The sequence below is a fragment of the Archangium gephyra genome, from assembly GCF_049060025.1.
GTDB lineage: Bacteria > Myxococcota > Myxococcia > Myxococcales > Myxococcaceae > Archangium > Archangium gephyra_A.
In genome coordinates, this window is the sequence record NZ_JBMEQQ010000002.1 from 8,579,034 (window position 1) to 8,605,929 (window position 26,896).

At 70.3% G+C, this 26,896-nt stretch carries 25 protein-coding genes; 13 read left to right on the forward strand and 12 right to left on the reverse strand.

Features of this window, described 5'->3' with window-relative positions; translation table 11 throughout:
• The first annotated feature begins 11 nt into the window (after positions 1-11).
• Positions 12-1,175: a 4-hydroxyphenylpyruvate dioxygenase gene (hppD, locus tag ACN28I_RS37545; protein WP_420946707.1), complete on the forward strand. Its 1,164-nt coding sequence runs from the start codon at positions 12-14 to the stop codon at positions 1,173-1,175.
• A gap of 219 nt (positions 1,176-1,394) precedes the next feature.
• Here hppD and ACN28I_RS37550 read toward each other — a convergent pair whose 3' ends face one another.
• Positions 1,395-2,657, reverse strand: coding sequence for a phospholipase D-like domain-containing protein (locus ACN28I_RS37550; RefSeq protein WP_420946708.1), 1,263 nt, complete (start codon positions 2,655-2,657; stop codon positions 1,395-1,397).
• 285 nt (positions 2,658-2,942) lie between these two features.
• Between ACN28I_RS37550 and ACN28I_RS37555 the strand changes: the two genes are divergently transcribed.
• Entirely contained in the window at positions 2,943-3,236 is a 294-nt protein-coding gene (locus ACN28I_RS37555) for a hypothetical protein (protein WP_420946709.1), read from the forward strand.
• A 22-nt stretch (positions 3,237-3,258) separates the two neighbouring features.
• Here the strand turns inward: ACN28I_RS37555 and ACN28I_RS37560 are convergent, their stop codons facing one another.
• A complete protein-coding gene (locus tag ACN28I_RS37560; RefSeq protein WP_420946710.1) occupies positions 3,259-4,323 on the reverse strand; it encodes a YgfZ/GcvT domain-containing protein in 1,065 nt (354 codons plus the stop codon).
• A gap of 26 nt (positions 4,324-4,349) precedes the next feature.
• Here ACN28I_RS37560 and ACN28I_RS37565 point away from each other — a divergent pair, with 26 nt between their 5' ends.
• The 3 genes from ACN28I_RS37565 to ACN28I_RS37575 are packed head-to-tail and all read left to right on the forward strand — an operon-like array spanning position 4,350 to position 6,428.
• Positions 4,350-4,688: a cupin domain-containing protein gene (locus tag ACN28I_RS37565; RefSeq protein WP_420946711.1), complete on the forward strand. Its 339-nt coding sequence runs from the start codon at positions 4,350-4,352 to the stop codon at positions 4,686-4,688.
• On the forward strand, positions 4,685-6,028 hold the full coding sequence (locus tag ACN28I_RS37570) for a thioredoxin domain-containing protein (protein ID WP_420946712.1): 1,344 nt from the start codon (positions 4,685-4,687) through the stop codon (positions 6,026-6,028). Before ACN28I_RS37565 ends, ACN28I_RS37570 begins: the two co-directional genes overlap by 4 nt.
• Before the next feature lie 13 nt (positions 6,029-6,041).
• Positions 6,042-6,428: a translation initiation factor gene (locus ACN28I_RS37575; RefSeq protein WP_420946713.1), complete on the forward strand. Its 387-nt coding sequence runs from the start codon at positions 6,042-6,044 to the stop codon at positions 6,426-6,428.
• 39 nt (positions 6,429-6,467) lie between these two features.
• Here ACN28I_RS37575 and ACN28I_RS37580 read toward each other — a convergent pair whose 3' ends face one another.
• Complete coding sequence (locus ACN28I_RS37580; protein ID WP_420946714.1) at positions 6,468-7,472, reverse strand: isocitrate/isopropylmalate dehydrogenase family protein; 1,005 nt, start codon at positions 7,470-7,472, stop codon at positions 6,468-6,470.
• A gap of 65 nt (positions 7,473-7,537) precedes the next feature.
• Positions 7,538-8,344, reverse strand: a complete 807-nt coding sequence (locus ACN28I_RS37585; RefSeq protein ID WP_420946715.1) for a DUF2270 domain-containing protein — start codon at positions 8,342-8,344, stop codon at positions 7,538-7,540.
• A gap of 82 nt (positions 8,345-8,426) precedes the next feature.
• On the opposite strand from ACN28I_RS37585, the gene ACN28I_RS37590 reads away from it, so the two are divergent.
• On the forward strand, positions 8,427-10,481 hold the full coding sequence (locus ACN28I_RS37590; protein WP_420946716.1) for a response regulator: 2,055 nt from the start codon (positions 8,427-8,429) through the stop codon (positions 10,479-10,481).
• 1 nt (position 10,482) lies between these two features.
• Here the strand turns inward: ACN28I_RS37590 and ACN28I_RS37595 are convergent, their stop codons facing one another.
• A complete protein-coding gene (locus tag ACN28I_RS37595; RefSeq protein WP_420946717.1) occupies positions 10,483-11,424 on the reverse strand; it encodes a DUF5996 family protein in 942 nt (313 codons plus the stop codon).
• 244 nt (positions 11,425-11,668) lie between these two features.
• Between ACN28I_RS37595 and ACN28I_RS37600 the strand changes: the two genes are divergently transcribed.
• From ACN28I_RS37600 to ACN28I_RS37625, 6 genes are all read left to right on the forward strand, one after another.
• On the forward strand, positions 11,669-12,295 hold the full coding sequence (locus ACN28I_RS37600) for a TIGR02265 family protein (RefSeq protein ID WP_420946718.1): 627 nt from the start codon (positions 11,669-11,671) through the stop codon (positions 12,293-12,295).
• A 2-nt stretch (positions 12,296-12,297) separates the two neighbouring features.
• Positions 12,298-12,966: an HAD family hydrolase gene (locus ACN28I_RS37605; protein ID WP_420946719.1), complete on the forward strand. Its 669-nt coding sequence runs from the start codon at positions 12,298-12,300 to the stop codon at positions 12,964-12,966.
• Positions 12,967-13,262: 296 nt separating this feature from the next.
• The gene (locus tag ACN28I_RS37610) at positions 13,263-13,814 is read left to right on the forward strand and encodes a TIGR02265 family protein (RefSeq protein ID WP_420946720.1); all 552 of its coding nucleotides are present in this window, start codon (positions 13,263-13,265) and stop codon (positions 13,812-13,814) included.
• A gap of 62 nt (positions 13,815-13,876) precedes the next feature.
• Positions 13,877-14,449, forward strand: a complete 573-nt coding sequence (locus ACN28I_RS37615) for a TIGR02265 family protein (protein WP_420946721.1) — start codon at positions 13,877-13,879, stop codon at positions 14,447-14,449.
• 13 nt (positions 14,450-14,462) lie between these two features.
• Entirely contained in the window at positions 14,463-15,140 is a 678-nt protein-coding gene (locus tag ACN28I_RS37620; RefSeq protein WP_420946722.1) for a TIGR02265 family protein, read from the forward strand.
• 33 nt (positions 15,141-15,173) lie between these two features.
• Entirely contained in the window at positions 15,174-16,421 is a 1,248-nt protein-coding gene (locus ACN28I_RS37625) for a tetratricopeptide repeat protein (RefSeq protein WP_420946723.1), read from the forward strand.
• A gap of 61 nt (positions 16,422-16,482) precedes the next feature.
• Here the strand turns inward: ACN28I_RS37625 and ACN28I_RS37630 are convergent, their stop codons facing one another.
• A complete protein-coding gene (locus ACN28I_RS37630) occupies positions 16,483-17,103 on the reverse strand; it encodes a DUF4230 domain-containing protein (RefSeq protein WP_420946724.1) in 621 nt (206 codons plus the stop codon).
• A gap of 41 nt (positions 17,104-17,144) precedes the next feature.
• Between ACN28I_RS37630 and ACN28I_RS37635 the strand changes: the two genes are divergently transcribed.
• Positions 17,145-17,756: a 2OG-Fe(II) oxygenase gene (locus tag ACN28I_RS37635; protein WP_420946725.1), complete on the forward strand. Its 612-nt coding sequence runs from the start codon at positions 17,145-17,147 to the stop codon at positions 17,754-17,756.
• 16 nt (positions 17,757-17,772) lie between these two features.
• Here ACN28I_RS37635 and ACN28I_RS37640 read toward each other — a convergent pair whose 3' ends face one another.
• From ACN28I_RS37640 to ACN28I_RS37665, 6 genes are read right to left on the reverse strand one after another with little or no spacing between them, the layout of a single operon-like run.
• On the reverse strand, positions 17,773-18,486 hold the full coding sequence (locus tag ACN28I_RS37640) for a hypothetical protein (protein ID WP_420946726.1): 714 nt from the start codon (positions 18,484-18,486) through the stop codon (positions 17,773-17,775).
• Entirely contained in the window at positions 18,467-20,476 is a 2,010-nt protein-coding gene (locus tag ACN28I_RS37645) for a SpoIID/LytB domain-containing protein (protein ID WP_420946727.1), read from the reverse strand. The genes ACN28I_RS37640 and ACN28I_RS37645 overlap by 20 nt, the downstream gene beginning before the upstream one ends.
• Positions 20,473-21,180, reverse strand: coding sequence for a DUF2135 domain-containing protein (locus ACN28I_RS37650; protein WP_420946728.1), 708 nt, complete (start codon positions 21,178-21,180; stop codon positions 20,473-20,475). The genes ACN28I_RS37645 and ACN28I_RS37650 overlap by 4 nt, the downstream gene beginning before the upstream one ends.
• Entirely contained in the window at positions 21,177-22,055 is an 879-nt protein-coding gene (locus ACN28I_RS37655) for a hypothetical protein (protein ID WP_420946729.1), read from the reverse strand. Before ACN28I_RS37655 ends, ACN28I_RS37650 begins: the two co-directional genes overlap by 4 nt.
• The gene (locus tag ACN28I_RS37660; RefSeq protein WP_420946730.1) at positions 22,036-25,866 is read right to left on the reverse strand and encodes an alpha-2-macroglobulin family protein; all 3,831 of its coding nucleotides are present in this window, start codon (positions 25,864-25,866) and stop codon (positions 22,036-22,038) included. Before ACN28I_RS37660 ends, ACN28I_RS37655 begins: the two co-directional genes overlap by 20 nt.
• Entirely contained in the window at positions 25,863-26,894 is a 1,032-nt protein-coding gene (locus tag ACN28I_RS37665; protein WP_420946731.1) for a DUF1175 domain-containing protein, read from the reverse strand. Before ACN28I_RS37665 ends, ACN28I_RS37660 begins: the two co-directional genes overlap by 4 nt.
• Between the last annotated feature and the right edge of the window lie 2 nt (positions 26,895-26,896).

The window sequence follows — 26,896 nt, forward strand, 5'->3', positions numbered from 1 at the left end:
GGAGTCGACGAATGGCGAAGCTCGAGTCGCTGGGTATCAAGGGGCTGGAGAGCGTGCACTGGTACGTGCACGACCTGGAGCGCAGCCGCCGCTTCTACGTGGAGGGCCTGGATTTCGCCGAGCAGGGCGTGTCCTCGCCGGAGCTGGAGAAGGAGGGCAGGCAGAAGTCGGCCGTCTTCCAGGCGGGCAACGTCGTGCTGGTGGTGAGCCAGCCGGTGGGCGAGGGCGGCCGTGCCTGGCGCTTCCTGCGCAAGCACCCGGACGGGGTGGGCACGCTCAACTACCAGGTGGAGGACATCGAGAAGACGTACCGCCTGCTGGAGCAGCGCGGTGCCACCTTCATCACCGACATCCAGCGCCACACCGACGAGAAGGGCGGCAAGCTGGCGCAGTTCTCCATCACCACGCCCTTCGGTGACACCACCTTCCGCTTCATCCAGCGCGATGGCTACAAGGCCCTCTTCCCGGGCTTCGTGCAGCACGAGAAGCCGCGTGGCGGCAGCAACCGCTACGGCTTCACGCACATCGACCACATCACGTCCAACTTCCAGACCATGAAGCCCATGCTCCTGTGGATGGAGCACGTGATGGGCTTCGAGAAGTTCTGGGAGATTCAATTCCACACCGACGACGTGGCCGCGCAGCAGAAGCGCGCGCACGGCTCGGGGCTGCGCTCCGAGGTGATGTGGGACCCGGTGAGCCGGGTGAAGTTCGCCAACAACGAGCCGCTGCGGCCCTTCTTCAAGGCCTCGCAGATCAACATCTTCAACGAGGACCACAAGGGGGACGGGGTGCAGCACCTGGCCCTGGTGGTGAAGGACATCCTCACCGCGGTGAAGGAGATGCGCGAGAAGGCGGGCATCTCCTTCATGCCCACCCCGGGCACGTACTACGACGCGCTGCCCCAGCGCATCCAGGACCTGGGCATCAAGAAGATCGACGAGGACATCCAGGTGCTGCGCGACCTGGAGGTGCTCGTGGACGGCGGGGGCGAGCACAGCTACCTGCTGCAGATCTTCATGAAGGACGCGGCGGCGCTCTACAAGGACCCGCACGCCGGCCCGTTCTTCTACGAGATCATCCAGCGCAAGGGAGACCAGGGCTTCGGCGGCGGCAACTTCCGCGCCCTGTTCGAGAGCATCGAGCGCCAGCAGAAGTCGGAAGGGCGCATCTAAGCCCCTCTGTGCCCTCTGTCCCCTCTCCCCTCGGGAGAGGGTCAGGGTGAGGGTGCCCGGGCCCGTTCTTCAATCCGTGGCCCGCAGTGGGGGCAGGGGGTTCAACCCGGGTTCACCCGACACCCTCACCCCGTCCCTCTCCCGGAGGGAGAGGGGAAATGGCCGCGGGGGAAATGGCTGCGGGGGGAATTGATGGCCGCGGGTGTCAGCGCATGCCCGCTACCGGCAGGGGAAGTTGGCCTTGGTGCACGTGACGCCGCTGTTATAGGCGTCGTTGAAGTGGTTGTAGAACCCGTCGTAGAGCGGGTGCACCGTGCCCGTCTCGGGCGCCATCTTGACGAAGATCTCCTCGTTCTCGTTGAGCGCGTCCTGCGACCAGTTCTGCGAGCCGCTGTAGACCCGGTAGGCGTAGCTGGTGCCGTACTTGCCGTAGACCAGGAAGAACTTGTCGTGGACCTTGTCCTTCCTGCGGATGTTGACGCCGGCGCCCAGCAGCTCGTTGTAGACCGACTGCGGCATGCTGATGCCGTCGGTCGAGTTCCCACCCACCACCATCCAGACGGCGCAGCCTCCCGCCCGGTAGCGCTTCACCTGCGCGAGGAGCTCCGGGCGCCCGGTGGTGACGAATGACATGCCGATGCGCAGCCGGCAGTTCGCGTCGGGCGTCACATCGTTGAGGCGGGTGACGATCGTGTCCGTCTGGTTCACGCCCTCGGGCGAGGCGTAGGCGTCCGCCGGGTTGGCCAGGTAGTAGCCGCGGCCGCTGGCGGAGTCGTAGTAGTCATTGCCGGAGTAGTGCCGCCGGTTCCACATGTCCGAGAAGTTGGCGTTGAAGCCGTCGTACAGCGTCACGGCGTCGTAGATGGTGATGGTGTTGTTGAACGCATCCGGGCCGCTCGCATAGGTCAGGTTCGACGAGCCGAACCACACCACGTACGGGCGGGCCACCCCATTGGGGTCCGTGCTCTGGCTGAACGTGAACATCTTCGTGTGCATGTTGCCGGCGGCGCTCGTACCGATGCAGCCGCCACCGCCACTCGTGTTGGTGCAGAACCGGTGGTGGGTGAGCTTCTTGATGGTGGCCACCGCCGGGTCCGCGGAGCTCGCGTTCTTGCCGTCCAGCACGACGTACACCGCGACGCCCCGCGTCTGTGCCGCCAGGAGCGCATCCGCCACGCCGTCGATGCTGATGGAGTGGATGGTGCCCCGGATGCTGCCGCCCGCGGGCGTGGCGTTGATGAGCCGCTTCAGCTCCTCGGTGATGGTGTAGTCCCGGCCAGCGAACGCGGGCGGGTTGCTGAAGTGCGCCCAGACCGGTTTGCCTCCCACCGTGCCCGACGCGACGCTGACCCCCGAGCGGATGGCACCCACCTCCACCTCGCCGCTGTCGTGCTCCGCGAAGGGCTCGCACCCCGTGGCCACCAGAGAGCAGAAACCCACGGCCAGTGCCCGCAGAACGCTACCGCCTACCCTCGAACGCATCGTGTCCGCTCCTTCATCTCGGCGGTGGCCATTCACCGCGAAAGCCGCTCGGAACCAGGTCCGGAAGCGCCATCCTCTCTCGGAATCCAATAAAATGGAATACCGGGTTTATATGGCTTAACGAGTGAGGCCGGGAATCGAAGTGGACGTCCGGAGCGCGGCGGGAGGTGGGCTGTTACCGCCCGCGGACAGTCGCGTTCGAGGCGCATACCGGGAGGTGGATCGCCGTGACAGGCTCCCACGCGCCCAGAGGCCGGCGGATTGCCGTGCCCATGTGAGGTGCTCATGTCCCGCAGGACGCTCCGCCGTTTCACCTGTCTGCTGCTCGCCGTGCCCTGCCTCGCCCTGTCCGGCTGCGACACCTCGGCCGACAATTGCGAGGACAGGAACTCCAACTATGAGGAGACGTTCCTCCTGGCGAATCTCCGGGGGGCCGACAACAAGCCGCCTCCGTCGGGCACCGCCTGCCAGGAGTTGTGCCGCCTCGTTGGCTATCAGGGCGTGGAGTGCAGGCTCAACGACGTCGGCGCCGCGAACGAATCGGTGACGTGCATCACCGGCTTCGTCTGCGAGGATTGAGGCGCCCGTCCATGCGCGGGGATCAGGTGAAGGGCAGGGCGGCCACGGTGGCTTCCGCCGGGCCGTCTCCCACCGCCAGCACCGTTCCCGGCTCCAGGTGGTCCCGGTGCACGTACCCCAGGGCCACCGTCTGGCCCTTCAGTGGCGAGCGCACCACGCTCGTCACCCAGCCCACCTTCTTGCCGTCCTTCTTCAGCTCGGTGCCCGGGGCTGCCTCGGTGGCTCCCAGCAGCAGGCCCGCCAGCTTCCGGTTCATGTGTCCCCGGAAGGTGGCTCGCGCGATGACCTCCTGCCCGATGTAGCACCCCTTGTTGTACGAGATGGCGTTCGTGAGGTTCGCCTCCAGGGGAATGGTGGTGTCCACCATGTCCTGGCCGTAGCGCGGCACCCCCGCCTCCACTCGCAGCGCCTCCTGCGCCCGCCAGCCCAGCGGCTTCAGCCCGAAGGGCCCACCCGCTCCCACCAGCCCCTTCCACACCGCCTCCAGCCCTGCCCGGGGAACCAGCAGGTCCACCCCCGGCTCCTGCCCGGCGCGGCCCACCGCCAGCACCTCCTGGCCCGCCAGGGTGACGGCCCGGGTGGCGTCCGGTGGCAGGGCGGCGAAGGGACCGCCCGACACGGCGCCCAGCAGGTCGGCCGTCCGGGGTCCCATCAGCCGCAGCACCCCCAGCTCGCCCGTGGCGTCGAGCAGCTCGGCGTCCTCGGAGATGAGGAATTTCCCCAAGAATTCCTGGACCTTGGCTCCCATCCCGGGCTCCAGGTCCAGCAGGAGATCGGCCTCGCGCCGGACGAGCCGGGCATCGGCCACCATGGCGCCCTTCACGGTGATCATCGCCGCGTAGGTGGCTGCCCCGGCCGCCAGGCCCTTCACGTCCTGGGTCACCATCCCGTGCAGGAAGCTCACGCGGTCCTCGCCGGTTATCCGCAGCGCTTCCCGATAGGTGGCATCATGGAGGGCCACCGCTTGCCGGGCCGCCCGGTACTCGGCTTCCACATCCCCGTAGTCGGCCACTGCCTCGCGGCCGTTGACCTCCAGGAAATGGGCTCCTGCCTGCTCATGAAGAAAATGCAGAGACAGCGGTTCCATGACCGTCGCTATATAGAGGCCCCGGAGTGAATGCCACGATGGATGTGAGACACCTGTCGGACTTCCTGGGCTTCTCGGCCGAGAAGCTCCAGAAGCACAACCTCTTCAAGTCCGAACGCTTCTTCCTGGACGTGTACTGCCTCACGCCCGGCCAGAGCCAGAAGCCCCACCGGCACGCCACCTCGGACAAGGTGTACCTCGTCCTCGAGGGGCAGTGCCGCTTCCGCATCGGCGCGGACGAGGCCTCCCATGGCCCCGGCGCCGCCCTTTTCGCCCCCGCGGGCGTTGACCATGGCGTCACCAATGACGGCCCTGGTAATGCCCGCCTCCTCGTCCTGATGACCCCCCCTCCGGAGCACGCATGAGCAAGAAGGCCAATCCGCCCCCTCCTGTCCCCGTACGCGGCGCCGCGGCGCTGCTGGGCCTGGGCCTCGCCGAGGCCGCGCTCTCCATCTACCAGTGGAAGGAGCTCCTCACCCTGCGCGGCGGTGGCACCACCGCCTGCGGTCTCTCCGAGAAGATCAACTGCGAGACGGTGTGGAACTCCGCCTTCGCCAGCGGCGTGCACGAGCTGGCGCGCATGCCCGTGGCCGCGCTCGGCCTCGTGTGGGCCATCGTCGCCGTGGCGCTCTCGGCGCTCTTCCTGGTGTGGCGCAACAACCGGCACGACGTGCGCCCCGCCGTCAACGGCCTGCGCCTGACGGCCGCGGCCGGTGTGGCGGCCAGCCTCGTCTTCGGCCTCGCCAGCGCGAGCGCCGGGGCGCTGTGCCCCACGTGTCTGGGCACCTATGCCCTCACGCTCACCTTCGCCGCCGTGGCCTGGAAGGGCCTGCCCGGCCCCGTGCTGCCGCGCACGGGGGAGTGGGGCCGTGCCCTCCAGTGGACGGGCGGCTTCGCCGTGGCCGCCTACGTGGCGATGCTGATGCCCGGCATGCAGACGCCCAAGGCCACCGCCGCCGTGGAGAAGGTCTCCACCATGACCTCCAGCGCCGCTCCCGGCTCGCTGGAGGCCTACCTGCTCAGCCTGCCCATGGCGGAGCAGCAGGCCGTCTCCAACGCGCTCGCCCGCTACCGCATGGACACGCCGCTGCCGGCCCTGTCGGCCACGCGCCGCCGCTACGGCCCGGAGAACGCGCCGGTGAAGATGGTGGAGTGGACGGACAGCCGCTGCCCCCACTGCAAGAGCCTGGTCGAGGTGCTCGCCCTCATGAAGAAGCGGCTGCCCGAGGGCAAGCTGTCGCTGGAGGCGCGCCAGTTCCCGCTCGACGTCCAGTGCAACAGCAGCATGCCCCCGCGTGCCACCGATGGCACCGGCACCCGCTGCGTGGCCGCCAAGGCGCAGATCTGCATCGAGGACGCCCCCGACTACTGGGAGCTGCGCGAGAAGCTCTTCGCCGCCCAGGCCACGCTCAACCGGGAGAACGTGCTGAGCATCCTCTCCTCCGGCTCCGTCGCGCGCTCGCAGCTCGAGGCGTGCGTCGCCAGCGCCGAGACGGAGAAGAAGCTGGCCGAGGACATCGCGTACGCCCTGCAGCATGATCTGCACGGCACGCCGCTGGTGGTCATCAACGGCCGCGAGGCGCAGGCCATCCCGTCCTTCCTCTACGCCCTCATCATGGCGGACGGGAATGGCGACGCCGCCGCCTTCCAGGTGCTGCCCGCGCCGAATCCGCAGGCGGCGCAGGCCCACGATCACCCCCACTGAGCGGACGGACGCCATGGGCAAGCGCGACAAGAAGCCCGAGGCGTCCGCTCCGGCGGCGCCCTTCCACAACCCCTTCGCCTCGCTCGGCCTCAAGCGCGAGGAGCTGCCCGCGGGGCCGGCTCCCGCGCCCGTGAAGGCCGAAGGGGCCAAGGAGGCCAAGGGCCCCGCGCGCGCCGTGGTGCGCATGGAGCGCAAGGGGCGCGGTGGCAAGGAGGTGACGGTGGTGGAGCAGCTCGGACTGCCCGCCGCCGAGCTGGAGAAGTGGCTCAAGGCCCTCAAGGGCGGCCTGGGCTGCGGCGGCACCGTGGAGGAGGACACCCTGGTGCTGCAGGGCGACCAGCGCGAGCGCCTCCCCGCGCTCCTGGAGGCCCGCGGCGTGCGCCGTGTCACCGTGGGCTGAGGGAGGAGTGGACTCCTCCGGCTGTTGCGGTGGCGCGGACTACAGCGCCGCGATGACCGCGTCGGTGAACTCGCGCGTGGTGGCGCTGCCGGCCAGGTCGCCCGTGCGCACCTTGCCCTCGCCGTGCACCTTGCCCAGCGCGCTCTCGAACTTGCGCGCCTCGTCCCGCATGTCCAGCCAGTCCAGCATCATCACCGCCGACATCATCAGCGCGGTGGGGTTGGCCAGGCCCTTGCCCGCGATGTCCGGCGCCGTGCCGTGCACCGCCTCGAACATCGCCGTGCGCTCGCCGATGTTGGCGCCCGGCACCAGGCCCAGGCCGCCCACCAGACCCGCGCACAGGTCGCTGAGGATGTCCCCGTACAGGTTCTCCATCACCAGCACGTCGTAGCGCGTCGGATCCTTCACGAGCTGCATGCACATGTTGTCGACGATGACCTCCTCGTACTGGATCTCCGGGAACTCCCGGCCCACCTTGCGGGTGCAGTCGAGGAAGAGGCCGTCCGACAGCTTCATGATGTTGGCCTTGTGGACGCTCGTCACCTTCTTGCGCCCGTGCCTCTTGGCGTACTCGAAGGCGAAGCGGGCAATCCGCGTGGAGGCCTTCTCGGTGATGATCTTCAGCGACTCCACCACGCCCGGGACGATGATGTGCTCGAGGCCCGCGTAGAGCGACTCGGTGTTCTCGCGCACCACCACCAGGTCCACGTTGTCGTAGCGCGTCTTCACGCCGGGCACGCTCTTGACGGGCCGCAGCGAGGAGTACAGGTCCAGGCGCTTGCGCAGGCCCACGTTGGCCGACGCCATGCCGCCGCCCACCACCGTGCCCGTGGGGCCCTTGAGCGCCACGCCGCTGCGCAGCACCGCCTCCACCGTCTCGTGGGGCAGGTTGGTGCCGTACTTGGCGATGACCTCGGCTCCCGCGTCCTTGAACTCGAACTCGAGCGGAGCCTTGAGCGCCTCGAGGACGCGGATGGTGGCCGCCATCACTTCGGGGCCGATGCCGTCGCCATTGATGACCGTGACCGTACGCGTATTCGCCATGGCCTCGGCTTCAAGCACAAAAGGCGAGGCCCCGGAAGGAGGAAAACACTCCGGCCGCAGCCGCTCTAATGCGTGGGTGGAGTCTGGATGGGAGGCTCGGACGGAGGCTCCGGGGGCCGGACCGGGGTCCTGCGGCTGCTCCGGCGGCGCGGGGCGAGCGTGGCGTAGGGCCGGTAGAAGGACTCCCACAACGCGGCGCGGCGTCCTCGGGGTCGGGTGCGCAGCTCTCCCAGCGGGGCCTTGGTGAAGAAGGAGGCCACGAAGAGGTAGGCGAAGACGAGCACCATCAAGAAGAAGAACGCCATCACGAACCCGCCGTGGATGGGGCCGATGTGCGCGCGCTCCACGAACTCGGCGAAGTTCCGGGCTGGCCAGGGCTGGCTGTACACCTTGACGAACCAGGAGGTCGTCAGCACCAGCAGGATGGGCCCGTAGGCGCGGTTGAGGCGGGTGGAGATGGCGGAGAAGAGCGAGAGCTGGATCTGCGGCCGCTCCATGAGGCCCGCCAGCTCGCGCAGGGCGTCCGGGTCCACCGGCTCGCGGCGCAGCATGGGCACCCAGTAGCCGTCCTCCAGCAGCCGGACCCGGCGGATCCACAGATCGTAGTAGCGGTAGCGGCGCGCCTCGATGAAGAGGAAGGAGAGCACCATGCCGATACCCACCAGGAAGACGACCGGGGCGGCATTGGCGGAGAAGCCGAAGGAGACGACGGCGGCGGTGGTCGTCATGGACCAGTTGGTGGTGTTGTCCAGGCGTGAACGCCAGGTGTCCGAGCGGCTGAGCTCACCCCGGAAGAGCTGAGCCATGGACGCATCCGAGAGGGGCAAGGCCTCGTATTCGTTCTTCTCGCGATCGTTGCCGTCGCTTGCCATCGTTCTGGTCTCCCCTGGTGAGCAGCCCGGACGCACGGGTGGCCGTGCCGGGCCGCCGTGCCCACTCTCTCCCGGAGGAACCATGGCCATCCCTTTCCTCCATGACACCCCGCCACCCGTGGATGCGGTGGCCGCCCTGCTGCAACTGCTGGAAGAAGAGGCGGAGCGCGTGGTGCGGCTGTGGTCCAAGCGCATCCGGGCCGAGACCTATGAACTGGACATCTCCGGGCGCAACCTGCGAGCGCCCCTGCGTCGGTTGATCGACGAGCTCGTCCGCCTGCTCAGGGACCAAGGGAAGGACGCCGTGGTCCTCTGGCCGGAGGTCGTGCGTTCGCACGGAGCCCGCCGGTACAACCAGCGCTTCGACGCGGAGGACCTGGCGCGCGAGTTCAAGTCGCTGGAGGAGGTGCTCATCTACGTCTACGCCCGGCGCAACGGGGGGCTGGAGCCGGAGGTGGCCACCTTCATCGTGGAGCTGGTGGGCGAGGCGCACGCCTCGGCGCAGGCCTCCTTCGCGCGGGTGCTGCGGACGGAGGAGGTGCGCTTCCGCGAGGCGGCGGTGATGGAGTCGGTGCTGCACCACGTGGAGGTGGGCATCCTCCTGGCCGAGGTGGATGGCACGGTGTCCTTCGCCACGCCGCCGGTGAGCCGGCTGATCGGCGTGCCCATGCGGGCCGTGGTGGGCTCGCGCTCGCAGTCGCCGCTGTCGGTGGTGCTCACCCAGGTGAGTGCGCGTCAGCCCAACGGCGAGGCCTTCAAGGTGGTGGACATGCCCTTCATGCGCGCGCTGAAGGAGCGCGGGCCGGTGCGCGGCGTGATGATGGTGGTGGAGCGGCCCGGTGGGGGCGAGGCCACCCTGGAGATGAGCGCCACGCCCGTGTGGGAGGAGGAGGGCGAGCTGGCCGGGGTCATCCAGACCTTCACCGACCGGACGGAGGCCGCCACCAAGACGAAGGCGCTGATGAGCGCCAACGACGCGGTGCGCCGGCTGCAGGGACGGCTGCTGCAGCGCACGCGCACCCAGGCCCTGGGGCAACTGGCCAGTGGCGCCGCGCACGCGCTCAACAACTTCCTCAACGTGCTGCGCCTGCGGATTACGTTGCTGCGGCGCGAGTTCAAACCCGAGCACCTGGACGCGCTCGACAAGACAGTGGGGCAGGTGGGCGAGCTGGTGGCGCGGCTGCAGGAGTTCAACGTCCAGCGCACCGAGGAGCAGCTCACGGACGTGCAGGTGGATGCGACGGTGCGCGAGGCGCTGGAGCTGGCGCGGCCGGAGTTGGAGGGCCGCGAGCACCCGGTGACGGTGGAGCAGCGGCTGGGCGAGCCGGGAGCGGTGCGGGCGGACCCGGGCTTCTTCCGCGAGCTGGTGGTGAACCTGCTGCTGGCCGAGCGCGAGCGCCTGAGCGACGAGGGCGGGCGGGTGCTGGTGGAGACGCGCCGGGAGGCGGATGGGTGGGTGACGCTGCGGGTGGTGGACTCCAGCACGCCGTACGAGACGGAGGACATGACGCGCATGTTCGATCCGCTCAGCCGGGACGCGGGAGCCCCGCAGCTCTCGCTGTTGCTGGCGGTGGCGCGCAACCAGGTGCAGCGCTGGGGCGGCGAGCTGACGGTGGAGAACCTGCCCGAGGGGGGTGCGGCCTTCGTGGTGCGGCTGCCGCTGGCGCGCTCCGAGGAGGAGGCGGCCCAGGCGGCGGAGAGCCAGGCGGTGGCGGGCCCGCGGCGCTTCCAGCAGACGCGCCGGGTGCTGGTGGTGGACGACGATCCGGACAACGCGCGGATGATGGCGGAGGTGCTCGGCGAGGAGGGCTACGACGTGAAGGTGGCCAACAGCGGGGACGTGGCGCTGAAGATGTGGGACGAGCGCCGCTACGATGCCGCCCTGCTGGACGCGGTGATGCCGGACATGTCGGGCTGGGAGGTGGCGCGCGAGCTGCGCAAACGCTCGCCGCAGGCGCTGCTGGCCATCGTGACGGGCATGGACGTGCGCGGGCAGAACCGCGCCAACCTCGCGCTGGTGGACGCCGTGTTCCGCAAGCCCATCGACGTGGGCGCGCTGGATGACTTCCTCGGCCAGTCCGAGCCCCACGCGGGCGGTGGCGGTGGCGGGGCCGGGGTGGCCCCACCTTCCGCGTGAGTCACGGCGCCGGGACGGGCTGCTCGGGCACGAAGGCGCCGCGGGCGCGTGTCAGGGGCCGCTCCAGCCGCTCCCGGTCCCAGCCCGCGAGGTCCGCGCCCGCCTCGTAGGTGCTCTGGAGGAAGTCGAGCAGCATCCGCCTCGGGTCGGAGGCCGCGCGCACGTCGTCGTACTTCAGGAGGTATTCCTTGAAGGTGGCGTCGTACCAGGCGGCGCGCGGGTGGATGGGGGCGGTGGAGAAGCCCGCGGGCTCCGGGACGGTGTAGCAGTAGAAGGCGGGGCCTCCGAGCTGCGCGGTGCCGGGCCAGAAGCCGGCGCTGATGACCTCCTCGCGGTAGGCCTCCCGGGTGACGGGGTCCGCGCCGGGCCGCTCTGGCGCGGGCCGGCCCGAGAAGCGCGTCACCGCCAGGTCGAAGCTGCCCCAGAAGAAGTGCACCGGGCTGCACTTGCCGGTGAAGCGGGCCCGGAACTCCTTGAGCACGCTGTCCGCCTGCACCATCGCCCGCCACCAGCGGTGCACGGACTCGGGGTCATACGCGGCGTGGTGCCGGTCCTCGCTGAAGCGGGTGGAATCGTCGGGAATCTCCTGGGGCGTGTCGTTGATGGACACCTCGATGCCCAGCGAGCGCAGCGTGGCCATCACGTCCCGGTAGAACTCGGCCACCGGGCGGGCCTCCAGCGCGAGCACCCGCTGCTCGCCCTCGCTGGTGCGGAAGAGGAGCTCGTGGGCGATGAAGTCGAAGTCCACCTCGAAGCTGCCCTGCCCGGAGGGGATGGGCGACGTGGTGAGCCCGCGTGCCGCCACGTACAGCGCCACCTGCCACCAATGGTTCATCATCGGCGCCAGCTCGAGCCGCACCTTGCCGATGACCTGGGTGTAGCGGTGGAGCGTGGCGAGCGTGTCCTTCCAGGCCTCCAGCGGCAGTCGCGGCCAGGCGTCCATGATTTCCTCCACCCGCGGGAGCGGTGTCCGCCTGTCAATGTTTGGACCGGCCGCGGGGAGGGCATGCGCACGGCGCGCGCAGGGCCGCCGGAGGGACGGGGGAAGGGGGGCCCGGTCTCAACCCGAAACACCTGGAATGTATTTATCCAGGCTCAATGACAGACAGGGTGAGGAGCCTGACGAATGGAGTCGGAAGGGTTACAATGTGCTCATGCTCGGTACCTCGACAAGCGGGGGGGGATGCATGCAGACGGTCGATGAGCGGGGCTGGTGGGTGCCTGCTCCCCCGGGCTCCGACGAGGACCTGGCGCAGCGGCTGGCCATGGCCTCGCCCTCGGACACCGCGCGCGGCATGTTCCTCCGGGCCACGTTGGACGCGGTGCGCAGCCTGGGAGACGAGGAGGCGGTGCTCCGGTGCCTGTACGCGAGCGGGGAAGACAAGCTCGTGGATTTCTTCACCTATCCCGTCAGCGCGAACCTGCGGATGGTGTTCACCGCGGCACGGATGCTGGAGGCCCGTTACGGCGGCATCGACGAGGCGCTCCGGCAGCTCGGCGGCAGGGCCGCAGAGTGTTTCCTGGCCTCCACGGCCGGCCTGGCGCTCCAGCTCCTGGCCAAGGGAGACGCGCGCCGTCTGGTGGGCAACATGCCTTCCATGTACCGGGCCTCGGTGAGCTTCGGGGTGCGCCTGGTGGTGTGGACGGGGCCCACGAACTGCCGGCTCACCATGCGGCGCGAGTTCATGCCCTGCTCCTTCCAGGAGGGGATGTTGCTGGGCGTGCTGAAGAAGGCCAACGCCCGGGGCGCGCGGGTGCTCGGCCAGCAACTCTCCCTGTTGGAGAGCGACTACGACGTCTCCTGGGAGGCCTGAGCGTGGCGCTCTCCGCGGCCATCTTCGACCTGGATGGCACCCTGGTGGACAACATGCGCTTCCACATCCAGGCGTGGGTGGCCATGTCCCGCTCCCTCGGCCTCGAGACGCCCGCGGAGCGCTTCGAGCGGGAGTTCAACGGCCGGCGCAACGAGGAGATATTTCCCGCGCTGCTCGGCCGGCCCGTGCCTCCCGAGGAGCTGGCGCGCCTGTCCGAGCAGAAGGAATCCCACTACCGCGCCCTCTACGCGCCGCACCTGGCGCCCCTGCGCGGCGCGCGCGAGTTGCTCGTGCGGCTGCGGGACGCCGGGCTGGGGCTCGCGGTGGCCTCGGCGGGGCCGCGCCCCAACCGCGCCTTCGTGCTGGACGGGCTTCACCTGCGCCCCTTCTTCTCCCAGGTGATCGGCGCGGAGGACGTGACGCGGGGCAAGCCGGCGCCGGACCTCTTCCTCGCCGCCGCGCGGGCGCTCGGGGTGGAGCCCTCCGGGTGTGTCGTCTTCGAGGACGCCGTGCACGGCATCCACGCGGCGCGCGCGGCGGGAATGCTCGCGGTGGGTGTCACCACCCTGACTCCCGCCGAGGTGCTGCGCGAGGCCGGGGCCCACTGGGTCACCTCCGACTTCGCCTCCCTTCCCGCCGATTTCGAGCACGTGCTCCTCGGCGGGCGCTGAGTCCGGCGGGGCTGTTTGAATCCCATCCCACCGTAAACGTGAAAAGCTTTGCAGCGCTGAAAGCTTTCATAGACACGGATATGGGGTGCGGTGCTGGTGCAATCCCACAACGGGGGTGGACGGAATAAGGGGCTCAATCGTGACTCCCCCTACTGACAGCAAGTCCTGAAACAATTAGGATAGCCATTCCTCAGCCGGGCTGATTCCTGCCAAGGGGGACACACATGGCCGTGACCAGCAGCGCACGCACCAGGTGGGCAAAGGCAGACACATGGGAGCAGGAATTGGAGCGGCGGATGTGTCTGGCGACCTCGGAGGACACCATCCGCGGCATGCTCTTCAACGGCACGTTGGAGGTGCTGGGCTCGGTGGGGGACGGCTCGCTGGTGAAGCGCTGCGTCGAGGAGTGTGGAGAGTCCCGCTTTCTGGACTTCTTCAGCTATCCCGTGCGGATGCATTGCCAGATGGTGAGCACGGCGCTGCCGGTGCTGGCCGAGCAGTACGGGGACTCGGAAGAAGCGCTGCGTCAATTGGGGCGGCTGGTGGCCCACCGCTTCCTGCGGGTGGGGGCGGGCAAGGTGATGTTGTCGCTGACGCCGGGCAGCCCCCGGCAGTTGGGGTACTCGTTGCCGGTGGCCTACCGCATGGCGGTGAGCTTCGGGCGGTACGAGGTGCAGTGGACGGGCGCCCGGAGCGGCCGGTTCATCTTGAAGCGTGACTTCATGCCCCACCCCTTTCACGAGGGGGTGGTGGAGATGGCGTTGGGCCTGTTTGGTGGGCGTGAGGTGAAGGTGAGCGGGCGGCCGACGGGAGGGCTCGACAGTGAATGCGACTTCTGCTGGCAGTGAGACGAGGGGGGACCGGGGAATGAGCAGTGCGGTGATGGCGTGGAGTGTGTCACCCCGGGAGGGTGGTCCGTTCTGGGGCCAGCGCATGGCGCTGGTGCAGCTCGGAGGACATCGCGCGCGGGCTGTTCCTCCAGGGCGTGCTGAAGTCCATCCGGTCGCTCGGGGACGAGGCGCTGGAGAAGCGCAGCGCCAACGCGTGTGGGCAGTCGCGCTTCTTCGACTTCTTCAACTACCCCATCCGGTTGCACCTGCAGATGCTGTCGGTGGCCATGCCGGAGCTGGCCGCGCGCCACACGGACGTGGAGCACGCCCTGTGGTTGATGGGGCACTGCGTGGCCACGGACTTCCTGGAGTCCGAGGCGGGCAGGACGGTGAAGGTGCTGGTGCGCGGCGAGCCGAAGCGGCTGGTGAACAACCTGCCGTTGACCTACCGCATGTCGATGACGGGCGAGCGCTCGGTGCGGTGGACGGGGCCGCAGTGCTGCCGTTTCACCATGAAGCGGGACTTCATGCCGCCCTCGTTCCACGAGGGCATGCTGGTGGCGATGCTCGAGCGGTTGAACGCCAGCAAGGTGAAGGTGGTGGGGCGCCAGACGGACGCGCTCGAGAGTGAGTACGACATCTCCTGGCAATGAAAGGGGGCGGCCCTTGCCCGCGGAGCTCGTTCCTGGTGCGGTGGAAGTGGGTGCCATCGGCGAGGGACTGAGCCTGGGCCTGGGGGCGCGCGTGGCCGCGTCTCCCACGGACTTCTGGGCGAGGGACCTGGCGCTCCGTGCGGTGCTGGCGACGCCCGCGGACACCGCGTGGGGGCTGTACCTGAGGAGCACGTTGGAGACCCTGCGTGCGCTCGGGGACGAGGCGCTGGCGCGGCGCTGCCTCGAGGTGTGTGGCCCCGGGCCGCTCGTGGAGTTCTTCCGCTACCCCGTCCGGTTGCAGCTTCAGATGATGTCCGTGGCCCTGGAGACGCTGGCCGCGCGGCAGGGCTGCGGTGCCCGGGGGCTGCGGTACCTGGGCCTGCGCAGCGTGAGGGACTCCCTGGCGTCCCACGCGGGCAGGGTGGTGCTGAAGCTCGGCGGGGGCGAGGGGAAGCGTTTCCTGGACGAGGTGCCCATGAGTTTCCGGATGGGGTTGAGCTACGGCAAGCACACCCTGCGGTGGACGGGGCCGGCGAGCGTCCACTGGGCCATGGAGCGCGATTTCATGCCCTACCCCTTCCTGGAGGGCGTGTTGCAGGCCCTGCTGGAGAGCACGGGGGCTCGGAACGTGCAGGTGGTGGGCCGCCAGACGGGCACGCTCGATAGCGAATACGACGTCTGCTGGGAGTGAGCCGAGGGGGCGCCACATGGCTAGACTCGGGCCGTGGATTTCTCTTCCCTGGAGCGCCTCCGCCGCAAGGTGGAGGCCGGCGAGCCCCTGAGTGACGCGGAGCTGGAGTCGCTCCGCACCGCGGCGCAGAACACGCCGGGTCCCACGCTGCGTCTGGCGGTGGCGCATGCGCTGGTGAACGCGGGCGCGGAGCGCGAGGCCCTGCGCCTGCTGGAGACGTTGCGGCGCGACTTCCCCCAGGACGTGCAGGTGCGGTTGGGGCTGGCGCGGGCGCTGCTCGGGCTGGAGCGGCCGGGAGACGCGGAGGCGGTGCTGCGCGAGGCGCTCGTCCTCAACCCGGGAGACCCCGAGGCCCTGAAGGTGCTCGCGGTGCTGGCGCTGCGGCGGGGCGAGCATGCCCGGGCGCGGGCGTACGTGGCGGACGTGCTGGAGAGGGACCCCTTCGACGAGGAGGCGCGCCTGCTGCGCACGGAGCTGGAGGCCGCGGACATGCCGCCTCCGCCCGCGCCCCAGGTGCAGGCGCTGCGTCCGGAGTTCACCGCCGCGCTGCTGGCCGCGCTGCACCGCGCGGGCGTGGCGTGCCGGCGGCAGGGGAAGGATCTGCTGGTGAAGCTCGCCTCGGGCGAGGTGGGGCGGGTGGACGTGGCCTCGCTCTACGCGGCCTACCGCGACGGCACGCAGGAGCTGGGCGCGTACGTGCAGGGCATGGTGGCGCGGCTGCGGGGGCTGTCCGGGCTCGCGGTGGATACGGGCTCGCTGGAGGCCCGGCTGCGTCCGGTGCTGCGGCCGGGGGGCTTCGAGACGCAGGCGGCGGGGGCGCTCCACCGGGCGGGCCCCGCGGGGCTCTCGGTGTTCTACGTCCTGGAGGACTCGGAGTTCGTGCACTACCTGCCCGGGGACTCGCTCGGGCCGGCGGGGCTCTCGGCGGAGGCGGTGGACGCCCTGGCCTGGCGCAACCTGGAGGCCCACCCCGCACCGGTGAGGCCGGTGGTGCTGGACGAGGGGCAGGTGGTGCTCGCGGAGACCTTCAGTGGCCTGTGGGCCGTTTCCGGAGGCGATGGGTACGATGGGGCGCGGCTCCTCACGGTGGAGCAGCGCAGGCGCCTCGTGCTGCACGCGGGAGAGGTGCCGCTGCGCGTCCGCCTGGGCTGGCGGGAGTTCGCGCTGGTGTGCCGCGAGTCGGACGTGCCCGCGTGCGACTCGTTGGCCCGCCTGGGCAGTGCGCCGGACGGAATCCCCGGTCTCTTCCGCCTCGCGGGGGAGACACTCGAGTCCCTGTGAACCCAGCCTCCCCTCTCCCCCCGGGAGAGGGACGGGGTGAGGGTGCCCGTCCCCGTTCTCTTTACCCCGCGGTGGCGGGAGGAGGCAGCACGTCCACCACGTTCACCTCGCGGAAACCCGCCGAGAGGAACAGCACGCGCAGCGTGTTCTCCGCGGAGCGCCGGGCCCGCTCCTTCAAGCGGACGTCGCCCTTCACCTCGCGCTCGAAGGCCTCGCGGGCCTTCTCCAGCAGGAGCGTCGTCTGGGCGCTGTCGAGGTTGGAGCCGATGATCTCCGTCTCGCCGGGCTTGAGCTCCACCTTCACCTCGATGGGGGGGAGCACCACGTCCACGCGGGTGCCCTGGATGCGCATGGCGGAGCCCTCGAGCTCGCTGAAGTCATAGCCGAGGTGCACGTCGGCGAAGACGATGGCCCGGCCGATGGGGGTGTTGATGGAGTAGCGCGCCCAGTTGATGACGTCCTTCCAGAGGGCGTCGGTGGCCTGAGGCTGGGGAGAGAACTCCACCTTCTTGTAGAGGGACACCTGGAGCGTCTCGAGCCGGGCGACCTCGCGGACGCGGGTGAGGAGGACTGGCGTATCGGGCAGGGCGGGGGGCTTGGGACGGAGCAGCAGGAACGAGCCCACGGCTCCGGCGATGAGGGCGACGAGGACGAGCAACACCCGCGAGAGCAAACGCACCATGCGTCCCATTCTAGCCGGGGCAGGGTAGGGTTCGCCGAGCCATGAGCCCACTGTCCCTTCGGGATGAAGAAATCCAATCACTCGGTGAGCGGGGCTGGTTCACCCGTGCTTCCTTCCTCGGCGAGGGAGAGGCCAGGGCCATCCACGCCGAGGCGAAGGCTCGGGTCGAGGCCGGCCTGCTGCGTCCCGCGGGCATCCGCCGGGGCGCGGACCACACGCTGGACCGGGACACCCGCGGCGACTTCATCACCTGGGTGAAAGAGGAGGAGCAGGGCTCGGCGATCAGTCGGCTGCGCGAGGCCTATGCCGTGCTCGGTGAGGCGCTGTCGGCCGAGGCGTACCTCGGGCTCGGGCGGTTCGATTTGCAGCTCGCCTGGTACCCGGGCAACGGAGCGAGGTACGCGCGCCACTTCGATGCCTTCCCCGGCCAGTCCAACCGGCGCGTCACGGCCCTCTACTACCTCAATCCGGACTGGGTACCGGCCCACGGTGGCCTGCTGCGCATCTACCCCGAGGGCGGCCCGGTGGACGTGGAGCCCACGCTCGACCGGCTCGTGGTGTTCCTCAGCGAGCGCATCGAGCACGAGGTGCTGCCCGCTCACGGCCCCCGGCTCGCGCTCACCGCGTGGTTCTACGGGCGGAACTCGGGGTGAAGGGATGCGAAGACCCTCACCCTGACCCTCTCCCAGAGGGAGAGGGGAGGACGGGCTGGCGTTTCTGGGGAGCGGGCTCGCAGGCGTGCTCCCGGATGGTTTTGTCTCCCAGCGGCATCCGCCAGAACTCGCGGGCATCGGGTCTCGTGCCGAGCTTCTTCCACAGCGCCTCCACTCCACCGGCCTCGCGGGCAATCCGCCGGGCGAGCGCCGCCGCCCGCGCATAGGCCCGCTCCCGCACCTCCGGGCGGACTTCCAGCAGCTCCGCCGTCAGCGCCCGGCAGTCCTCCGGCCCGCTCGCGGTGGGCCCCGGCTCCACCAGCGCCGTGGCGAATCCCTCGATGAACCAGCGGGGCAGTGCTGGCCCCGCATGGGAGATCAGCGCCAGGTGCGCCACCTCGTGCCTCGCGAGCGCGCCCAGGTCCTCCATCCGGTCCACGACTCGCGCCGGAGGAAAGAGCACTTCCCCCTCCACCACTCCGGCCGCGGCGGTGCGGGGCAGGCCGGTGCGCGCGCTGAACGCCTCCACCGACTCGGAGAGCACCGCCCGCACCTCTGATACCTCCGAGCCCACGAAGGGCGGCAGGGACTGGCGCGCCTGCTCCAGCGCCCGTGCCACGCGCGTGGCCACGCCTTCCGCGCCCTCCTCGTGCCGCACCACCGTGGCGCCTATCTGCACCTCGGCCGCCAGCACCGCGCACAGCACCACGCTAAGGAGGGGGCTCGCCAATCGTGCGCTCCGGGAAGTAGTGCTTCAGGATCTTCTCGTACTTGTACCCGCGCCGCTCCAGCGCCGTGGCGCCGTACTGGCACAGCCCCACGCCATGGCCGAGGCCCCGCCCCTCGAAACGCACCTTCCCGCCCACCTCACGTGCACTCACCGCCAGGCTCTTCACCGTCTGGTAGCCCAGCGCCCGGCCCACCCGCGCATGAAAGGCCTCGCCCGACAGGGGCACGCCGAAGGTGCGCACCTCCAGTGCCCGGCCACCACTGTCTGCGCGCAGCACCTCGAAGGCCGGACCCTCGGCGAGAATCCCCAGGGCCTGGGCGAGCTCCTCCCGCGACACCTCGAACCGCCAGCGGTGGTGCGGTGAGGCCGCGCACAACGGCCCGGACGCGCCCACCCGGTCCGCCACCGCGCTGGAGGGCTCGGTCGAGCCGAAGACATTCGCGGCCGTGCTGGTGGAGCCGCCACAGCTCGAATGGAAATAGGCCGGCGCCAGCGGTGCCTTGGCATCGCGTCCCCGGAGCACCTTTCCCCGCGTGGCCGCCACCGCCTTGTCCACCCCGGCGCGCTCGTCCTGCCGGCCCCGGTAGAGCTGGCAGTGGGTGAGGTCGCACACGTCATAGCCCGCCCGCTCATGCCGGTTGCGTCCGGCGATGGCGTAGGTGCGCGAGACGATGGCCTGCGCCTTGAGCGCCTCCGGCTTTCCCGCCAGCTCGCTGCCCACCACGCCCCGGAGGTAGTCCTCCACGGAGAGCTCGTTGAAGAGGGCGATCTGCCCATCCAGCACGGTGGCCCGCAGTGCTCCCCGGTACCGCCGTGTGGTGGCACCGAGCCGCACCACGATTCCCTCGCCCGGCGCGTAGAGCTCGCGGCAGCGCCGGTCCGGGCGGCCCAGGTCCAACAGCCCCTGGTCTATCTCCGCCGTGGCCCCCGTCAGGTCCAACTCCTTCCCATCGCAGCGCAGCCGCCCTCCATCGGTCATCACCGTGGCGCGCACCGGACGCTGCTTCGCCAGGACGCGGACACGCAGGTGGCCCGGGGGACGCTCCCAGGCCGGGAGCGGGGGCTCCTCCTCCCCGAGCGCGAGGCTCAACAGCTCCGTCCCCGGCTGCGCGGCCTGGTGGGCCCCGCGTCCTTCCCGGGCGAAGGCCACCACCGCGAAGCGCGGCGCGCGGAAGGGCGCGAATCCGATGAACCAGCCGTGCGTGTGCCAGCCCTTGTCCCAGCGCGCGGTGCCCGTCTTCCCCGCGCCTTGCAGGGTGCCCAGCCGCGTGGCCTCCAGCGTGCCGCTCTCGGCCGCCTGCCGCATCGCCTCGCGCAGCACCTCCGCCGCCGCCGCGTTCCCGAGGCGCACCCCCTGACGGCCTCCCGTCCCGCCCAGGCTCCGCGCCTGTCCCCGGCCCGCGAGCACCGCCGCCATCTGGAGCAACTGGAGCGGCGTCGTCTGCACCCGCTCGCTGTCTCCGGCCGCCACGCGAATCCGGTCCTCGCGCGAGAGCGCCGGGGGCAACACGCCGCCCTCCTCCCCCGGCAGCGCCCCCGTGGGCCTGCCGAGCCCGAAGGCACGCAGGGCCCGCAGCAGCGCCTCGCCCTCCAGCACGTCTCCCAAGGCGTGGAAGTAGATGTTGCAGGAGAGCGCCAGCGCCCGCGTCAGCTCGAGGCGGCCATGGCCGGGGCGGAGCCAGCACGTCCGCTCCCGGCCTCCAATCTCGGCGCGGCCACGGCAGCGCAGCGGCTCCTCGGGCAGCCGGTGGCTGTCGAGCGCCGCATAGGCACTGGCCAGCTTCAGCACGCTCCCGGGCGGAAAGGCCCGGGTGAGGATGGCGGGGTGGTGGGCCAGCACCAGCTCGCCGGTGGCCAGGTCCATCACCGCCGCCGCATCGTCCTCGTCCGGCAGCAGGGCCTCGGCGCGCTCGGCGAGCCGGGTGCGCAGCTCGGGTGTGCCTCCCGCCACGGAGAGCACCAGCAGCAGCCCGAGCGGCACGAGGGTCACTGAACGACTCGGGCGGCCTTCACCTCGAAGGTACCCACCTCGAACTTGCCACCCGTGCGGGTGAGCATGTGGCGGAAGGAGTGCCGCTCCTCACGGTCCGTGCCCTCGTGGAGGAGCACGTCCACCTTCACCTCGGTCTGGGCGTTCCCGTTGTCGGAGAAGTAGTCCACCAGGATTTTGTAGGTGCCCGCCTGCGAGTTGGCCTGGGTGTAGATCTCCGGCCCGTAGCCCGTCGTCACGTCCACGTCGAGCGAGCCGCCGCTCGCGGTCTCCTTGTGGCCGTACCAGGACTCCTCGCCCGAGGGCTCCACCACGTGCAGGTCGAGGTCCGTGCCGTCGGTGTCCCAGGAGAGCACCACGCGCAGGTCGATCTTCGGCACCTTGGCGAACACCGACACCTTGGCGCGGCCCGTGCCCGCCTCGTTGGCCGCGGCCACCTCAATCACGTTCATCCCCGGCGAGAGCACGAGGGAGAGATCGAACTCGCCGTTGCGCAGGGGCAGCGGGCGCTCGGTGCCGTTGATGGAGAGGGTGCCGACGCGCAGCGAGGTATCCGAGATGGAGCCGGTGATGCGCGCCACCCGGTTCGAGGTCCATCCCCCGGCGGGGGTGGCGAGCGTCACCGTGGGGGCGTCCTTGCCCCACGCGGAGGTGGCCCCACAGAGCAGCAGCGTCAACAGCGACAACAGGGTCCGGACGTTCACAGCCCACCTCCGACGACGAGCGTCTGCTCGTTCGAAGTACCCCGCACCTGCGGGTGGTACATGAGCGAGGCGCTGGCGGGCATCACGTGCAGGGTGCCCGCGAGGCCCGGCGTCACCATGTAGCCGAAGAGGTTTTTGCCCGCCTTCAGGTCGCTCGCGAAGAAGACCACCTTCTCGTCACGCACCTCGCGGTGCAGACCCTTGGGGTGGAGATCCCTCCCTCCGGGCGAGCGGCCCACGTCGGCCTCTTCCACCTCACAGCCGGAGCAGAGCGGATCCTCCAGCATCGCGTACTCCATGGCGTTCGGAGCGTTGACCTCCAGCTCGACGAAGAGCAGCCCATCCTGCTCGGCGCTCTTGCCGAGCGGCTGGAGCGTCTCCTGGATGCCCGAGCCACCCTGCTCCCGCACCACGCGGTGGTAGCGGCGGGTGATGGTCAGGCCGCTGGTGCTCGCCTTCAGCCCCTCGCCCGCGTCCAGGTACGACAGCCGCGCCTCGAGCATCATCCCGGCGCCCTGGCCACGGCGCGACACCTGGAGGGCATGCGTGCCCGGCTTCATCGTCAGCGACTCACCCACCATCAGCTCGGGGCCATAGAGGTCCTCGCCGGAGTAGGTGCGCTCGCCGAACGGCTGGCCATCCAGCAGCGCGGCCACGGTGGCGCCCTGCGTCTGGCTGGCGAAGCGCGGCAGCACGTCGGCCAGCGCGGCCACCACCACCGCGGTGTCACGGGTGCTCTGCCAGTGGCCCTCGCGCCGCTGCTGCAGGAGGAACTTCACCGCGCCGTCGATGAACGGGCTGGAGGGACGCACGCGGGCGAGTGCCCGGATCGCCGAGGCGGTGGACTCGATGGGGTCACCCCCCCACGTGGCCATGGCCGGCTGGATGCGGCCCTGCCACCAGGGCTCCGTTCCGCCGCCACCGAACACCACCAGCTCGCCCACCCGGTTGGCCGAGCGCTCGAGCCTCCTCGGCCAGCGCGGCGGCGTCTTCCTGCTTGCCCGACTCGGCCAGCGCCAGCACCACCAGCGACTTGGTGTAGGCCGAGAGTTCGGCCTGCTCGCGCACCTTCTGCGAGAGCGCGGTGAGCATCGAGTCCGACGACTTGCCCGCCACCGCCAGGTTGTAGAGCAGGCGCGCCCGGAGCCCGTCCTCCATGTCGCCCTTGTTGGCGAGCGCGGAGAGCATCACGAGCCCGCGGGTGAGCATCTGATCCAACTCCTCGCCGCCGTAGCCGAGCGAGCGCGCCATGGCCAGGCCCTGCACCACGTAGCCCGTCATGGCCGGGTCCGTCTCGTCCTCCTCCCACCAGCCCCAGCCACCATCGCCGTGCTGGAGCTGGCGCAGCCGCGCCACGCCCGCCATCACCATCTTCGGCAGCTCGCCATGGCGCTGCTTGCGCGGCAGCTTGAGCTGCTCATACGCCTTCACCGCCACGAGGTTGGGCACGAAGCGGCTCATCGTCTGCTCGGTGCAGCCGTACGGGTAGCCCACGAGGTAGTCGAGGGCGCTCTCGATGGCCGGAGCAATGCCGGTGCTGGCGTAGAGCGCCAGCCGCGAGGACTCGGGGTGGGCGGAGGCCGGAATCTCCAGCGCGAGGTCCAACGGCTCGGTGGAGTCGGCGGCCAGCGAGGCGACGACGGCCTCGCCGAGCAGCGCGCCGTGCGCCAGCCGGGGCACCTCCAGCTCCATGGAGTCGGAGTGGGCGCCCAGCTTGCCGCTGGCCCGCAGCTTCACCTTGCCTTCGCCGCCCGTCACCTTGACGGCGAACACCGCCACCGCCTGGTCATTGCCGTCCACCGTGACGGTCTTCTGCTTCTCGGTCAGCTCGACGCCGGTGGCCTCGAGCGTCACCGTGGCCGTGCCCTTCTGGCTGGTGGAGTTCTCCAGCAGGACGCCGAGCTGCAGGGTGTCGCGCTCGCGGAAGAAGCGCGGGGTGGCCAGCCGCACCTGGAAGTCCTGGTGCACCCGTGCCTTGCCCACGCCGAAGCCCACCGAGGTGTCGCTGGTGATGACGCGCGCGGTGGCCCGCCACGTGGTGAGGTTGTCCGGGAAGGTCACCTTCATCTGCGCCTTGCCGTCCGGGCCGGTGGCCAGGTTGGGCGAGAAGAGCAGCGTGTCCTTGAACTCCTTGCGCACCTTGCGCGAGAGCGCCTTCAGGTCACCGTAGCCCGCGCGGCTGCGCTTCACGAGCTGGCTCATCTGCTCGCGCACGCTGCGGCCGTAGCCGTAGAAGCGGAAGGTGGTGGAGCTGGTGCCGCGCACGTTGTCGCGCACCGGGTGGAAGAAGAACTCCGGCAGCGAGGGAGCGATTTCGGGGGACACGGCGTAGATGGCCTCGTCCACGACGGACAGGGCGATGTCCGCGTTGGCCACCGGCTTGCCGTCCGGCGACGTCACCGACACCGTGAAGGTGCCCGTGTCGCCCGGCGCGTACTTCTCCTTGTCCGCCGTCACCTTCACCTGGAGCACCCGCTCCGTGGGCGGCACCCGCACCAGCAGCTCCTGGCGGAAGGTGCGTCCGGCGGAGATGGCCATGGCGCCCACGTACATGTTGGGCGTCATCTCCTTCGTCACCTTGAAGCGCAGCACCGCCGAGTAGCCCTTGAGCTCGAGCGCCTCGCTGGAGAGCACCTCCAGCCCCTGATGGGTGAGCAGCACGCTGGCCGAGTCGAACGGGGCGCGCACCAGCACCACCGCCTCGTCGCCGACCTTGTAGGTGGGCTTGTCCGAGTACAGCTCCAGCCCGCCCTTGGCCATGGGGATGTCCCCGCCCTTCGACGTGACGAAGAAGGGCACCGTGGTGGTGATGACCGAGCCGGCCTCATCCGAGGCGGTGAGGGTGGCCAGGTAGGCCCCGGGCTCGGTGGGCTTCAGCTTGTGCGCCCCGCCCGTGGCGGACGCCGCCACCTGGAGCTGCTGCTGGGGCAGAGAGGCCTCCGCCACCGATTCGCCCGTGCGCTTCTGGTACGTGATGTCCACCTTCACCGGGGTGGCCACCGGCTTCTCGCCGTAGTCGCGCGCCACCACCTGGAGCGACACCTCGTCACCCGGCTCGTAGACGAGCCTGTCCGCCCGGGCCGACAGGAAGAAGCGGCCCACCGTCACGTCCACCGCCTTCTGGCCTCGGGCCGTCTTGCCCGAGCCGTCCACCACCTTGGCCTCGATGGAGTAGGTGAAGTCCTGGTCATCCGAGGTGGTGGTGAAGCTGAAGGGGAACGAGCCGTTGGCGTCCAGCTTGCCCGACAGCTCCTGGGCGATCTCCCGCCCCGCGGAGGCCCGCTCACCCTCGGAGACGAAGAAGTCCGCCTCCGCGTCCACGAAGTCCGGGATGAAGAAGCGGCTGCGGTACACGGTGAGCTGCACGTCCGCGTTCTTGAGCACGCCGCCATGGAAGAAGCGGGCGAGCACCCGGCCCGACACCTCGTCTCCCTGCACGTACGACGGCTGCTGCAACTGCACGCTCACCTGGTACTCCGGCTTGGTGAACTCCTTCAGCTTGAACTCGCCCTCGAAGGACTCACCCTCCACCTCGGCGCGGATGCGCCAGACACCCGCCGCCGGCTGGGCCTCCTTGCCCGGCAGCTCGAAACGCCCGGTGAAGCTGCCATTGGCGGAGACCTGCACGTCCAGCGTGTCCACGGCCGTGCCGCTCGGATCCACCACGGACACCGAGGCCTCGCCACCCTTCGGCGGCGCGTAGGCCGTGCCCGAGCGCGAGCGGATGATGCCCTTGAAGTGCACCTCGTGCCCGGGGCGGTACACCGGCCGGTCCGTGAAGAGGTACACCACCCGGTCATTCGCCGCCCCCGAGTAGAAGGTGGCATCCGCCAGCGCCACGTCCTCGCCCATGCGCGCGAGCGCCAGCGTCTGCGTGGCGGCCTTCACCTTGGCCTTGAAGAGGCCGTCGCTGTCCGTGGTGCCCTCGGCGTACGGCTTGCCCTGGTCGAACAGCGTCACCTTCACGCCCGGAAGCGCCGCGCCCGTCGTCTGGTCCACCGCCAGCGCCACCGTCTGCTCCGGGCCCTGCTTCACCATCAGCCCGATGCGCGAGACGACCGCCAGCGTGTAGCCCACGTCCTCGCCCGTCACGCCCTCCACCAGGTAGACGCCGCTCTCCTTCACGCCCAGCTCCAGCGAGCGCAGCGTCCAGCCCCCGCTGTTGCCGGAGTACCCCTCGCCGTCCTCGCCGCTCTCCTCCGCCGGCTCCGAGGCCGAGCCATCCAGGTCCTCCCGCCAGTAGCTGACGAGCGGATAGTCCTTGAGCAGCGGGATGCGCACCTGCTCGCGGGCCGGGGCCGACTGCGCCTTGGACAGGCCGGTGTTGGCCTTCTCGAGCACCCCGAGCGCCGAGGCGCGCGCCTTGGGGGACACCGCGTCGCGCACCTGCTCACGCAGCGAGGTGGCCGCCGCGCGGTAGCCGCCGGTGAGTACGGTGAAGAGGTGCTTGTCGCGCAGGGTGTTCTGCGTCACCGGACGGTGCAGGTCCGTCTGCCCGAGGAGGAACTGCTCCGGCTCGGGGATGCGGTAGACGCGCATGGAGAGGGCGCGCACGCCATTCGCCTCGATGCTCACCTCGGGCTGCTCGCCCGGGGCGGTCACCGTCTGCGTGGACAGGTAGAAGCGCCCGCGAGCCGATGCGTCCGGCGCGGCGAGCACCCACAGCACGGCGAACAGCCACTTCAATCGAGAATCTTCCATCGGTAGAACCCCACGAAATGCGGGTTGTCGTCGCGTGGACGCCACTTCTCGTCCGGATGCGACAAAAGGTCTTCGAGCCGGAGCCGTTTGACGATTCCCTTGGAACCGCCGGGCCGGCTGTCGGGGCCGGTATGGTAGACGACTTCGGGCCCCACCCCGTCGAGGTCACCCAGGTACACCATCGAGTGGTACGCCATCCCGCCAGCCTCGGGATCCTCGAAGAAGAGCAGGTCCCCCGGCTGGGCCCGCGAAGCGGGAACGCGGACGGCGTTGGCGGACAGCAGCCAGCGCGCGCTGGCCGACGCACTGAAGGACGATTCGAGCGCCGCCTGGGCGTCATAGGCGCCGGGCGCCACCCGGAAGAGCTTGTCGCCGAGCACGGGCACGGCGGGGTAGCGGTACTTGCTCACGTCCGGCGCCGAGGCCGTGTTCAGCTCGCGGCCCTTGCGCCAGCCCGCCCCGTGGGCCTTGAGGGCCTCCTTGTAGGCGAAGCGCAGGAGCCCGGCGCAGTCGCGGTGCACCTCGGGCCAGCGCGGGTCCGGCGTGGGGTACTGCGCGGCGGCCATCGTCACGAACCAGCGGCGGAACGCCTGACGGTCGTCCTCCGAGTCGAGCTCGACGGCGTCCGGGAAGCCGTCCTTGTCCGTGTCGGACGCGTCGGCCACCAGGCGCAGCTCCACGGGCACTTCCGTCACCAGCCCGAGCGCATCCTCCACCCGCAGGGTGCCGCGCACCTCGCCCGGGGTGGTGCCCGCGACGACGGTGCACACCGGGCCGCGGCTGCCCGCTCCGCAGGAGGCGCGCGCGATGGCGGGAGAGAGCGAGAGCGCCGCCCGGGTGGAGGGCAGCATCGGCGCGGAGAGCCCCAGCACCGAGCGCGGCTGGACGTGGAAGCTCATCGAGGCGCTCCCATCGGCGGGCAGCTCGGACGCGGAGCGCTCCACCCGCGCGGAGGTGCGCAGGCCCAGCGCTGGCGCGGCCAGCACGGCGGCGATGGCGACGGCCCACTTCACGC